This window comes from Iodobacter fluviatilis (assembly GCF_900451195.1).
Taxonomy (GTDB): Bacteria; Pseudomonadota; Gammaproteobacteria; order Burkholderiales; family Chitinibacteraceae; genus Iodobacter; species Iodobacter fluviatilis.
This window is the reverse complement of the sequence record NZ_UGHR01000003.1, coordinates 288,069-300,002: the sequence shown is the minus strand read 5'-3', so window position 1 is coordinate 300,002 and position 11,934 is coordinate 288,069. Positions and strand designations below refer to the sequence as shown.

The window sequence follows — 11,934 nt, the reverse complement described above, 5'->3', positions numbered from 1 at the left end:
GGCTTAATATTGCTGAATAAAATATGGGCACATACCTTAATCCTACCCCCGCAGAAACCAAGGGCGAATACACCGAGCGCGGCGAGCTAGTGCGCGATGTGATGAAGCAATACGCGCTGGTGCCGCTGGATGCGCAATTGTCTAAAGATGTGCAAAGCAATGTTGGGGAGTTTGATAAGTGGATTCAGGAGCTAACGGGCGGCAAGTTATCGCTGAATGATTTGCAAATGGTTTTGGCGGGCATTCCCGTAGTGGGCAATCTGATTGCGGCCAGCGATGTGATTATTGGCTTGTATGAGTTAACGCAAAAGCAAGAAGAACCCGGCCTGATGGATTGGTTTGGCATTGGGGTAGATACGATAGGCGTGATTCCGCTGCCACCGGGCTTGGCGCCGCTGCGTATGACTTTGCGCCCAGTGATTGCCGTCGTGAAGCAATCCGTGGTTGCCAATAAAGGCGCAGTGGCTTCTGCCGTGGTTGAAGTCATTATCAGCCATATCATGGCTGACCAGCGGGTGGCGGCCACCGTAGAAACAGCGGTTCAAGATCTGAGCAAAGCCATTAAGCCAATTATGGAAAGCGTGGCGACGTTTATCATTGGCCTGATTGATCAGTTTGCTTTATTTCTCACGCAACTAGCGAGTGGAAAGCTAGATAGCAATTATCGTGCTGTTCCAGCGGGGATTGCTTACAACAAAGGCACTAATTTCCGCGATGCCAAGGCCACCAAGACCAGTATCTTCCATGCCCTGTTGGAGATCCATGCCAGCGCCAGAAATGTGGTCATCAATACCATTAGCCAACTGGCGCTCGCTACGGAGCAAAAAGAATGGCTAATGCAAGCAGCAGATCACTTACAACGTAAAATTTCACCGCTGGTGAAAGCAAAGATGAAAGATCTGGGCGATGACAAAGTACAAGGCAGCATTGCCCAGCTGCTCAAAACCTTGTTAGAACGTCTGGCGCATAAAAAAACCAATAAAACTCATGGCTCCGCCACGCCGGGGGTGAAGTCTGAAGCCAAATACCGCGTCTCCCAACAGCAGTTTGAAAAATCCCGCAAGCTTAAAAAAGCAGAAAAAGCCCCCAATAGCTGCAAAAGCTGCCCGATTACTGGTGGCACCGACAATTCGATTGGCTTTGCCCTTGGTGAAGAAAGCTTCAGCCACACTGATTTTGTATTAGAAGGCGTGATGCCTATAGTTTGGGCCCGTACTTATAACTCCCGCTTAGCGCGTTTTGACCAAAGCAGCCAAGGCGCACGCTGGCTGACGCCATTCCACACCCGCTTTGATCTAAGCGAAGATGGCATGGTGTATATCGACGATCAGGGACGCGAAACCCCTTATCCTCGCTTAAAAGTGGGCGAACACCACCAAGACCGCAGCGAAGGCCAAACCCTCAGCCAGCTGAGCGACAAACTGCTCACCGTGGCGCATGGCCATGAGCTGCTTGAGATTTTTGAGCGTCATGGCGAAAGCTATTTACTGGCCATGCTGCGCGACCGGGCTGGTAATGAAATTGTGCTGGATTATGATATTCAGGGCCGCCTGAGCCGCCTGAGAAATGGCGAATCGCCTTGGGCGTTGTTGCAATACGATGCGCACAACAGAATCAGCAGCATTAGCTTAGCCAGCACGCCCCCTCGTCAACTCGCCAGCTATCAGTACAACGATGCGGGCGATTTGATTAGCGCCAGCGACGAAGACCAGCAGCGCTGGCAGTACCAATACCAACACCACCTGATTACTCGCTACACCGACCGCACTGGCCGGGGCCAGAATATCGAGTGGGATGGCACAGACGCCAAATCCAAAGCGATTCGTGAATACGCCGACGATGGCAGCAACAGTATCCAGCTCGAATATGTGCCTGATCTGCGCCTGACCATCACCACCGATGCGCTGGCGCAAGAGACTTACTATTACTTCGATATCGACGGCTATGTGTATCGCACGGTTTACCCCGATGGCAAAGAAGAATGGGCCTTCAGGGATGAAGCTAAAAACCTGACCAAACACATCCATCCCGATGGCACAGCAGAAAGCTTTATCTATGACGACAAAGACAACCTGATCGAGCATATCCGCCCGGATCAAACGCGGGTGTTGATGGCCTACGACGATAAAGACCAGCTAATCCGCATTACCGACCCTACCGGTCATGAATGGGTGCGCGAATACGATGCCCAGGGCAATCTCACCAAAGAAACCGATCCGCTGGGCCATAGCACCCAATACAGCTATAACCCTCAGGGTCTGCCAGTCGCCATTAAAGATGCCAAAGGCGGCAGTAAAAAACTCGCCTATCTGCCCAATGGCCAGCTCAGCAGCTATACCGATTGCTCTGGCAAAACCAACCTGTGGCAATACGATGCCCGTGGCCGCCTGATTGTGGCGCAAGATGCCGCAGGCAATGCCTGCCAATATCACTACGGTAGCGATGGCCAGCTGGCGAAAGTCGTCAATCCTGACGGCACGCACAGCCTGCTGCAATACGATGCCGAAGGCCGCTTACTCAGCCACACCGACGCGCTACAAGCTAAAACTCAGTTTGATTACGACCGCGCAGGCCGCGTCAGTAGCCGCAAAGATGCCGCCAATCAAACGCTGAATTACCAATACGATAAGCTGGGCCGCCTGCTCAGCCTGATTAATGAAAATAACGAGGCTTATCGTTTTACTTACGATGCCGCCAGCCGCCTGCAAGAAGAAACCGACTTCGGCAATAAACGCACCCGCTACCAATACGAAGCAGCAACGGGCCGACTGCAGCAAATCGACGAAGCTGGAAAAATCACCACCCTTGCCTATGATGAAACCGGACGCTTAACCGCAAGGCAGAGTGGCCAAAGCAGCGAGCGCTTTAGATACGACGTATTAGGGCGGATTTACGCCGCCAAAAACCAAAACAGCGAATGCCATTTTGGCTTTGATGCCGTCGGTAATCTCATCACAGAGCGCCACGAATACAAGCTATTCGGCCAACAACAGCAGTACAACTGGCAACACGAATACGACGAACTGGGCAACCGCATCGCCAGCATCCGCCCCGATGGCCAGCGCACCGATTGGCTGATTTACGGCAGTGGCCATGTGCACGGCATGCTGTGGAATAAACAAGAAATCGCTAGCTTCGAACGTGACGATTTGCACCGTGAAACTCAGCGCACGCTGGGCAATCAGCTGACTGCCCACACCCATTTCGACAAAATGGGCCGCATTACCCAACAAACACTCAGCGGTAAAACCAGCAGCCACCGCAGCTACAAATACGATCCAGTCGGCCAGCTACTGGGCATTAGCGACAGCCGCAGCGGCCAGATCAGCTACCAGTACGACCCAGTGGGCCGCCTTATCGCCGCCAACAGCCGCCTCGGCCATGAAAGCTTTGCCTTTGATCCGGCAAGTAATCTGGTCGGGGCAAACCAACAAGCCACCGCCAACAGCCTTGCAGTACCCGCTGTGCTCGGTAACCTGCTCAAGCAATACGCCGGAACCCATTATAAATACGACGCCCGCAGCAATCTGATTGAAAAGCAGCAAGGCGAGCAGATCACCAAATTCAGCTGGGATGGCTTTAACCGCCTGAGTAAAATCAGCAGCGCGGCAGGCGAAACCAAATACTTCTACGACGTATTCGGCCGCCGCATCGGCAAAGAAAACGCCCAAGGCAGAACAGAATTTATTTGGGACGGCGACGTTATTGCCCTGGAAAAAACCGCCGAACACACCCGGCATTATCTGTTCGAGCCCAATAGCTTTGTGCCGCTGGCGCAGATCGTAGAAAAAGGCGAAAGCAGCCACACCGCCTACTACCACGTAGATCATCTCGGCACGCCACAAACACTGAGCGATGAAAACGGCGAAATCGCATGGAGCGCGGAATATAAAGCGTGGGGTGAAGCGCAGGTCGTCATCAGCGAAGCCGCAAAGACAGCGGGCATCAACAATCCAATCCGCTTCCAAGGCCAATACTTCGACGAAGAATCCGGCTTGCACTACAACCGCCACCGCTATTACGATCCGGAGATTGGGCGGTTTATTAGCAGCGATCCGATTGGGCTATTGGGGGGATTTAATACGCATGCTTATGCGCCTAATCCAGTTGAGTGGATTGACCCATATGGGCTAGATCGTTTTCCAAGTTGGATGCCGACTAAACAAGGGTATCAACGACAACATATAATCCCATACTCTTTAAAAGATCATTCTATTTTTGATAAAGCAGGAATGGACGTAAACGCGGCTGGGAATATGATGTATATGCCAGTGTGCGAAGGTATTGATTCAAATAAGAAGGGTTACCATCGCGGGTGGACGGCAGAGCATGCTGCATATAATCGGATGGTTGCTGGTAAATTGGATGCTATAAATATTAAAGCTACTCGTGAAGGGTGGGATAAGGTAAGGACACAAAAAGAGATATCTGAACTCCAGAAAACGCTCAGAGCAGATTTGAATTCAGGAAAACTGACCTGCGCTTCAGCAAAAGTTCAAAAGGGAACTAAAGGAAAATAATATGTTTACAATGCAAAATACCAGTAAAACTGAGAGATCTTTGCTTGATCTGAAAGATCAAAATGGCGACATATTGAAATATTTCGTTTTGGGACTTAATGTTAGTAAATTTCAGAAGGGAGTATGTTTAAAGCTAAAAGCCCAAGAATTTTTTAATTTAACAAACATTGAAGATTACGATTTTTTTCAGCCAACAATGCCATTTCCTGTTTTTTCTTGTCACGCAAAAGAAGTTATTGAAGCATGCACGAACGATATTGATTTTGTGCCTTGTGAAATATTCATTAATGGTATATTTGTAAAAGCATTTGCTGGAAGAATTTTAAATTTTAAGCCTGTTTTTGTAAGAGAGGGAGAGTACGCAATTAAAGTTAGGAATGAATTTATACCCAGCGAAAATGATTTTATTATTAGAGATTCTGAAAATGAGCAGTTTTACTTTGTTACTGAGCGCTTTCGTAAGCTTTGTTCGGATTCTAAGTTAAAAATAAGATTTATTGATTTCTCAATGTTTAAATAAAAATGTCGTGAATATTGTTAACGATAATCGGATTAGACTTGTGTTTTTAAAAATTAAAGAATGGGAAAAAATATTTTTGTTTAATTTAATGTGCTGTGAACGACATTTCAAATTTTACGAAAAAACACGGAGTACTGAATCTGAGTGGCTTAAAACAATAATAGAAGAAATTTGGGGCATAACTATCGAGAAAGACTTTCAAATCGACAATGAAGCTGTGCATAAAAACATTGAATACATAACTAGCTTGTACGGCAACGGCTATGGCATAGGTTCAGATTTTTTACTATAAATTATTGATTTACTATTCTTCATAATTAGCGGAAATTTAGATAACACATCCCAGCTATCTTCAGACAGTCTTCTAATCAATGATCTGCTATCTTACTCGGCACTCTTGAAGTTTGGAGATGACAACATATACGAAAATTCAGAAGAGCTAACAATTGAACTAAAAAATACTGAAATATTAAAGGAAGAGATCAACTTACAAAAAAACAGTATCGCATTAATCGAATCAATGCCATTCAAAGGTCTAAGGGAAAAATTTACGTCATGTCCAATTAGATAACAGAATATCGAGTGGAACGGCTCAGATGCCAAATCCATAACGATTCGTGAATACGCCGACGAGTGCATAAAATATGCCAAGAAAATCAGATCATTCACTGCGGTTTGAGAACCTTCCTGCCGCCATCAAAGAAGCGGCCCAAAGCTGGATTCTCATTACTACTGGTAAGCGTCGAAGCCCTGAAGGTAAGCTGCAATGTTTGCGGGTATTACAAGCGGTTGCAAAGGCATGGGGTGGAGAATGCCTTTCTGAGGAGTACATAAATAGCAGCGTTAAATTGTCTTTTTGCTGTAGCAAAGGGCATCGCTGGGAGTCGTATGACCGCACTATATTGCGCGGTGGTTTTTGTCCTGTTTGTTATGACAGAGGTCGGCATACTTTGCAAAAGGTACAAGCAGTGGCTGCGGAGCGTGGCTGGCAGTGCTTAAGTACGCATTATGAAAACAGAAATGCCCCCATGCTGTGGCGCTGCAAAAATGGCCATGAACTCGTCAAAAGTGCTGGTGATGTTATCGCTGGCAAAGGGTGTATGCAATGCTTGAAAGATTCCTGGCATTCTCTAGAAACGATGCAAAATGTGGCAAAAGCACGCGAGGGACGTTGCCTCTCTGATCACTATGTGAATGCAAATACGAAAATCACCTGGCAATGCCATCGCGGCCATATCTGGGATGCTAATCCGGGCATGATTCTTAGGGGGCATTGGTGTCCGCAATGTAGCTTTTTACGACAGATTAAAAACCCCCATAGCAAGGCACAGAAAAAGTATGAGGTTTCTGAATGGCATGGCTCTTAGATAGGTATTTTAAAAATTAACACTTTGCCCATTTGAGGCAGGTTGCCAAACAAGGATGCTTTATTCATCTGGTAAATAAATTGATCACTAGGCTATCTCCCAGTCATTTTCTGCGACAGGATTTGTAGGGTAATCAAAATGTAAAACAGAGCCATACTGCACATCCAAAGGTTTTTTAGTTTGTAAGAGAAATGTGCGCACCTCAAATTTTGGCACTCCGTGATCTGTAATAACCACAGACTCGCCGCTTGACTCTATTAGCCGAAAAAACTCTAAAGCCTGAGCCTTGAATTTAGATTTTGAAACTCGTTGTGACATGGCATTCACCTCCGTCATATATCTACCCAATGGAATGGCAGTCTAAGGGTGACTTTATTTATCTGAGCAGGGTGGCACTATTTTTTGCACTTGCACTGAACCATCGCCCTGGATCTGGAAATCAAGAACGTCCCCCTCGATCCACCCCATTTCTTCCAATAGCTCATCCGGAAAGAGCAATATGCTGTCGCCGCTACCATCAGCAGCGTCTTGAATTGTGGTGTACCACTTTTTAGCCGACACCATTGTCTTCACTCCAAATAAAAATGCAAGGCCAAGGTATGTTCTCACCAGCATGCGTATTTTTATTAAAATTGTAAAACTACACCTAAGTTGCATATTTTCTCAAAACAGAGATTTTTGCTGTGTTGAGTTTTTCGATGGCTTTTTCGGCACAGCTTGTTCCGCTGCACACATTAATTGTGCGGGATAGTTTTTCAAAAAAGTCCGCGCTAGTTCAATGCTTTTGCAGCCCAGCCATGCGTCGTAATCGGCCTCAGAAATAATGACCAGATTTCGTTTTTCATCATCGGGTTTGTGCATTCGCTTCATCAGCGAATGTTCATCGGCGTTGATGGTAATTTGAGTGAACGAATAGCTGCGCCGCCCGTTGTCTTCTTCCCATGCGCGCCATAATCCAGCCACAGCAAACGGCACATCATTCAACAGGCTGATTTTATGCCGCACTGCTTTGCCTGATTCGTAACATGGTTCAAAAAATCCCTGCATTGGTATGAGGCAAAGCTGACTACGTTGCCATGCATATCGATAGCTCTTAACTTGGCCAATCGTTTCTGCACGTGCGTTCATCGTACTGTAGCGTGCACCTTGGGGAAGTTTTACTTTGGGCAAGAAGCCATAGTTCGCCACCACGGCTTGTCGCCCTTGCCGACCATGCACAATCATTGGCGCAGCGTAGTCCTGCCAGACTTCATCAGGCCAGTCAGCTTGCGGTTCGGCCGCGGCAAAATGGCTGAGTACCAGCCGTTTAGGAATTGGAATGTAGTTTACGCACATAAAAGAGAACGTTCGTTCTATAATATTCTGATTCAGATGGTTTCAGGATAATCCGATGTCACTACATTTGCACCCTCCGATTCCGGCTATGCTTGAGCCGCCATTAATGCTGATCCCCCTTATGGGCGTATCTGTTTCAGCAGGTTTTCCATCCCCTGCCGAAGACTGGGCGGAAGAACGTGTAGATTTAAACTTGCGCTATGTTCAGCATGCCGAAGCAACTTTTTATTTTACTGTTTCAGGCGACAGCATGGTCAGCCCAATTGCAGAGCACTCGATTCCTAATGCTGCAACGCTGATTGTTGACCGTGCCTTAAGCGCCAAGCATGGCGATATTGTCGTGGCGGTGATTGATAATGACTTTACCGTGAAGCGGCTGTATTGCCGAAATCAACGTTTGGCATTGATTGCAGAGAATCCGGCCTATCCACCCATCGTCATTGGCGATGAACAAGAGTTGTCAATTTGGGGCGTGGTTACGGCATGGATAGTGAAGCCGCGATGATTGCCTTGGTCGATGTGAACAACTTCTACGTGTCCTGCCAACGGGTGTTTGAACCTAAGTTGATGGGCAAACCTGTGGTGGTGTTATCAAATAATGATGGTTGTGTGGTGGCGCGTAGTGCCGAAGTGAAAGCATTGGGCATTAAGATGGGAGCTCCCTGGCATCAATTGCGTGATTTTGCCCAGCAAGAAGGCATCATCGCGCGCAGCAGCAATTACGCGCTGTATGCCGATATGAGCCATCGGGTGATGACGATACTGAGCCGCTTTAGCCCAAACCAAGAAATTTACAGCATTGATGAGTGTTTTCTGAGTTTTGACGGTCAATTACAAGATCATACCAAACTGGCGCAAGACATCCGCCAAACCGTGTTGCAATGGACTGGCTTACCCGTTTGCGTTGGGATTGCGCCGACCAAAACCCTCGCTAAACTCGCCAATCACATCGCCAAGAAACAAGCACCATTTGATGGGGTGTGCGAATGGCAGAAACTCAGTGAAAGCCAACAAACTGAGCAAATGCAATCCATGGATGCAAGCGAAGTCTGGGGTATTGGTCGCAAAATATCAGAAAGGTTGGCTCGGGAAGGAGTTCATACCATTGCGGATTTGCGAGCAGCGAACGCCGAGCAAATTCGGAAACGCTACAGCGTCGTCGTGCAACGCACAGTGCATGAGTTACGTGGCATCCCGAGTATTGAACTGGAAGAATCGACCCCCGACAAGCAGCAAATCCTGTGCTCACGCAGCTTTGGTCAAGCAATCTATACCGAACAAGAATTGGGTGAAGCCATCAGCACCTACATCTCACGTGCCGCTGAAAAACTGCGTAAACAAGGTTCAGTGGCGGGCAGTTTAGCGGTGTTTATTCGCACTAATCCATTTCGCCCTAAAGACCCGCAATACAGCCAGCACATTCTGATTCCACTCACGCAAGCCAGTGACGATACCTTACTACTGACTCGCGCCGCGATGTGGGTACTCAAACGTATCTACCGAACTGGCTTTACCTATGCTAAAGCAGGTGTGATGCTGTGTGACTTGCAACCTCATACGGCGGTGCAAGGCCACTTATTCCTACAAACCGCAGACCCCATCAAACGCGCCGCACTCAATAAAGTGATGGATGACATTAATCGACAATGGGGGCGCGGTTCAATTCGAGTGGCTAGTGCAGGATTTAATCAGGGCTGGAAAATGCGGCAAAAAACCTTATCGCCATATTGGACTACACGCTGGGAAGATTTGCCTGTTGTAAAAGCAGTTTGAGACTGATTAATCATTGCAAATGATGATGCCAAGTTAACCTCTAATCTGTTTGAATATTTGCGCACAATCGCATATTCAGTACTGAAAAATAAAGACAAAATACGTTATGAGATTTCCCCTGATATTTACAGTTGCCCTCGTTACAGCCGGTTATTTGCATTTCTCTCCGAAGGGCCGACATTTAATCCAGTATGCAGTCATCCATATTCAACAGATTCAGGCTGAATTACCTGCTCTGAGTTTCAACCCAAAACGTACCTCAGAAAAAACCACCCCTAGCAATGAAGGTGAATTCAAAGCGTGCCCTGAATTCTTCTATAACCGGACACCACCCAAAGTCCTAAGCTCAGAGTGGAAAGGTCGCGCCATCTGCTTTTCCACATTTGCGGTTTATCATTCAGGTCTAACGCATACGCCGCTGTTTGTTGCCGAACGCCTCAACAAGCAACAGTTACAGGAAGCACAAGGTGAACAGCGAACAAACCGCTTTTATTCAGAAGCACGACTACCTTTTTCTGAGCGTGCCACACTCGAAGATTATAAAGGTACTGGTTATGACCGAGGGCACATGGCGCCTGCGGGGGATATGCCCACCCCAGAAGCAATGGCACAGAGTTTTTCACTGGCGAATATGGTGCCGCAAGCCCCGGAAAATAACCGTGGCGTTTGGGCTAAATCTGTAGAAAAAGCTGTGCGTAAATATGTCATGCGCGCTAGCAGCGATGTGTACGTTATTACTGGGCCTTTTTTTGAAAATGGAAAAACAGCAGATCCGAGCATGACTCATGTTTGGGTGCCGAGTGCCTTGTATAAGTTAGTTTATGACCCAACCGCGGGTAAATCATGGGCATATTGGGTCGATAACCAGAATGAAGCCAAGCTTCAAGGTGTTATTAGCTATGAAGCATTGGTCAAAAAAACGGGAATTCATTTTATTGCGGCACTTGAAAACTAATTCTGCGTAATTGAGCTTTCAATGATTTATTTTTTTAATAAGGAGCCTCTGCCACCGAGTCCTATAATCATGAATTATTCGATTGTCGGGTAAGTGACTACTTATGGATTGTTGGCGGAGCTCCGTTTTTAGACATTAGGACATTCAAATTACTTGGCCTACCGCTTTTGTAGATAGACCCATAAGTTGAGAAACTTATGGTCTATTGCTTCCCATTGTTACCGATTATGGATCGATGCTGTCGGGCGATGATGCTACAGGAGAAATTCTGGCAGTTTATACCCCATTGCCGACGCGGGTTCGTCGACAACATGAGTGACGAGTTTCGATAGTAAAGCTGCCAGTCATTTTGGGACTGCTGTCTAAATGATATCGTGCAAACGCTTGAGGTTTGAATTGGCCCCGTACTCACTTAATGCTTCCATTAGCAAACTGCGAATGGTGATATTAGCCCCGCCACCTCCTTGGGTCAGCAAGCGAAGTGCTGCATGCCAGCCTGCCCGCCCGGTACTTCCTATGCGCAAATTAGCGACATCGCCACCAGAACGGGACCAGATTTCACGGTCGAGTGGACCTAATGGATAGAGGTCGACCATCACATCTTCCACATCTCGGAGGGGGGCAGTACTTACAGTGGATGCGACCAATACAGCAACCTCCACTTCAGATTTGAAACTTCCCCCCTTATGCAGGGCAACAGGAAAGTTGTCTTGCGTATGTGTCGTCAGTACTGGATTCTGAGACTTGCGTGTTGTCGATACTTGCTCTGCAAGATAATGGAAAAGATCTAAAACTCGAATGAAGCCATCGGAGCGATCATCCACTTCCCCCTGTAATCCTTTGAGAAGAAAGTGCGTAAAGAGGCTATTGCGATGAATTCCAAGGATGAGCGAGGTTTCGTGAGCTGCGCTTGCTGAAATGATGACGCGCCCTTTCCCTTGAGCAAGGGAATCAAGTTTCGGGCCTCCAAATGCCCACTTGGTGATTTCATCGAATGGTCCTTTGATGCGTGCCGCAGCCCCTGAATGACAAGTGTCGATAAGGACCAATAGACGTTCAGCAGGGATCTTCTTGAGTAGTTCTGAAAACTCTTCGGCCTCTACTCCTGTTTGGCGGGGGCGAGATCCTTCGAACTCTGGAGGACATAAATACGTACCGATGTCTTGTCCCGTCATCCGCTGCGCGCCATGCCCAGAGAAATAAACGATTACTGTGTCACCAGTTTGCGTTTCAGTAGCCAGTTTTTTGAGTCCATTGACAATAGATATCTTAGACGCGTCACCATTGCGAAGAACCTGCACATTTTCTTGGAGATAACCACAGTACTTGGAACTGGTGAGGATGTTAGCAACTCCGTCAGCGTCGTTGATTGGCTCAACACCAAGAGAACTGAGTGAGTCATACTCACCAATGCCGATAATAAGTGCACGTCCAGAATGGAAGGATTTATTCATTTTTATCAAT

At 47.3% G+C, this 11,934-nt stretch carries 11 protein-coding genes; 7 read left to right on the top strand and 4 right to left on the bottom strand.

From position 1 onward, the window contains the following. Positions 1-23 precede the first annotated feature (23 nt). From DYD62_RS16730 to DYD62_RS16715, 4 genes are all read left to right on the top strand, one after another. Positions 24-4,520, top strand: a complete 4,497-nt coding sequence (locus tag DYD62_RS16730) for an RHS repeat-associated core domain-containing protein (protein ID WP_115228560.1) — start codon at positions 24-26, stop codon at positions 4,518-4,520. Between the two features lies 1 nt (position 4,521). Continuing rightward, positions 4,522-5,040, top strand: a complete 519-nt coding sequence (locus DYD62_RS16725) for a hypothetical protein (protein ID WP_115228559.1) — start codon at positions 4,522-4,524, stop codon at positions 5,038-5,040. Between the two features lie 40 nt (positions 5,041-5,080). Continuing rightward, on the top strand, positions 5,081-5,332 hold the full coding sequence (locus DYD62_RS16720) for a hypothetical protein (RefSeq protein ID WP_115228558.1): 252 nt from the start codon (positions 5,081-5,083) through the stop codon (positions 5,330-5,332). A gap of 352 nt (positions 5,333-5,684) precedes the next feature. Beyond that, a complete protein-coding gene (locus DYD62_RS16715; protein ID WP_115228557.1) occupies positions 5,685-6,407 on the top strand; it encodes a hypothetical protein in 723 nt (240 codons plus the stop codon). Positions 6,408-6,494: 87 nt separating this feature from the next. Here DYD62_RS16715 and DYD62_RS16710 read toward each other — a convergent pair whose 3' ends face one another. From DYD62_RS16710 to DYD62_RS16700, 3 genes are read right to left on the bottom strand one after another with little or no spacing between them, the layout of a single operon-like run. Beyond that, positions 6,495-6,725, bottom strand: coding sequence for a type II toxin-antitoxin system Phd/YefM family antitoxin (locus DYD62_RS16710; RefSeq protein WP_115228916.1), 231 nt, complete (start codon positions 6,723-6,725; stop codon positions 6,495-6,497). Positions 6,726-6,779: 54 nt separating this feature from the next. Further along, entirely contained in the window at positions 6,780-7,022 is a 243-nt protein-coding gene (locus tag DYD62_RS16705; protein ID WP_207916795.1) for a hypothetical protein, read from the bottom strand. A 48-nt stretch (positions 7,023-7,070) separates the two neighbouring features. Then, complete coding sequence (locus DYD62_RS16700) at positions 7,071-7,742, bottom strand: SOS response-associated peptidase (protein WP_115228556.1); 672 nt, start codon at positions 7,740-7,742, stop codon at positions 7,071-7,073. Between the two features lie 55 nt (positions 7,743-7,797). Between DYD62_RS16700 and DYD62_RS16695 the strand changes: the two genes are divergently transcribed. The 3 genes from DYD62_RS16695 to DYD62_RS16685 all read left to right on the top strand — a co-directional run bounded on the left by DYD62_RS16695 (position 7,798) and on the right by DYD62_RS16685 (position 10,470). Next, positions 7,798-8,247, top strand: a complete 450-nt coding sequence (locus DYD62_RS16695) for a LexA family protein (protein ID WP_233702962.1) — start codon at positions 7,798-7,800, stop codon at positions 8,245-8,247. Then, on the top strand, positions 8,226-9,515 hold the full coding sequence (locus DYD62_RS16690) for a Y-family DNA polymerase (RefSeq protein WP_115228555.1): 1,290 nt from the start codon (positions 8,226-8,228) through the stop codon (positions 9,513-9,515). The genes DYD62_RS16695 and DYD62_RS16690 overlap by 22 nt, the downstream gene beginning before the upstream one ends. 106 nt (positions 9,516-9,621) lie before the next feature. Beyond that, positions 9,622-10,470, top strand: coding sequence for a DNA/RNA non-specific endonuclease (locus DYD62_RS16685; protein WP_115228554.1), 849 nt, complete (start codon positions 9,622-9,624; stop codon positions 10,468-10,470). A gap of 362 nt (positions 10,471-10,832) precedes the next feature. Here the strand turns inward: DYD62_RS16685 and DYD62_RS16680 are convergent, their stop codons facing one another. Beyond that, positions 10,833-11,924: a caspase family protein gene (locus tag DYD62_RS16680; protein WP_115228553.1), complete on the bottom strand. Its 1,092-nt coding sequence runs from the start codon at positions 11,922-11,924 to the stop codon at positions 10,833-10,835. Positions 11,925-11,934: the final 10 nt, after the last annotated feature.

Excerpts from the sequence above, each read along its gene's own strand:
- DYD62_RS16690 (WP_115228555.1), top strand. The coding sequence starts at position 8,226 with ATGGATAGTGAAGCCGCGATGATTGCCTTGGTCGATGTGAACAACTTC.
- DYD62_RS16700 (WP_115228556.1), bottom strand. The coding sequence starts at position 7,742 with ATGTGCGTAAACTACATTCCAATTCCTAAACGGCTGGTACTCAGCCAT.
- DYD62_RS16715 (WP_115228557.1), top strand. The coding sequence starts at position 5,685 with ATGCCAAGAAAATCAGATCATTCACTGCGGTTTGAGAACCTTCCTGCC.
- DYD62_RS16710 (WP_115228916.1), bottom strand. The coding sequence starts at position 6,725 with ATGTCACAACGAGTTTCAAAATCTAAATTCAAGGCTCAGGCTTTAGAG.
- DYD62_RS16685 (WP_115228554.1), top strand. The coding sequence starts at position 9,622 with ATGAGATTTCCCCTGATATTTACAGTTGCCCTCGTTACAGCCGGTTAT.
- DYD62_RS16725 (WP_115228559.1), top strand. The coding sequence starts at position 4,522 with ATGTTTACAATGCAAAATACCAGTAAAACTGAGAGATCTTTGCTTGAT.
- DYD62_RS16730 (WP_115228560.1), top strand. The coding sequence starts at position 24 with ATGGGCACATACCTTAATCCTACCCCCGCAGAAACCAAGGGCGAATAC.
- DYD62_RS16705 (WP_207916795.1), bottom strand. The coding sequence starts at position 7,022 with ATGCTGGTGAGAACATACCTTGGCCTTGCATTTTTATTTGGAGTGAAG.
- DYD62_RS16680 (WP_115228553.1), bottom strand. The coding sequence starts at position 11,924 with ATGAATAAATCCTTCCATTCTGGACGTGCACTTATTATCGGCATTGGT.
- DYD62_RS16695 (WP_233702962.1), top strand. The coding sequence starts at position 7,798 with ATGTCACTACATTTGCACCCTCCGATTCCGGCTATGCTTGAGCCGCCA.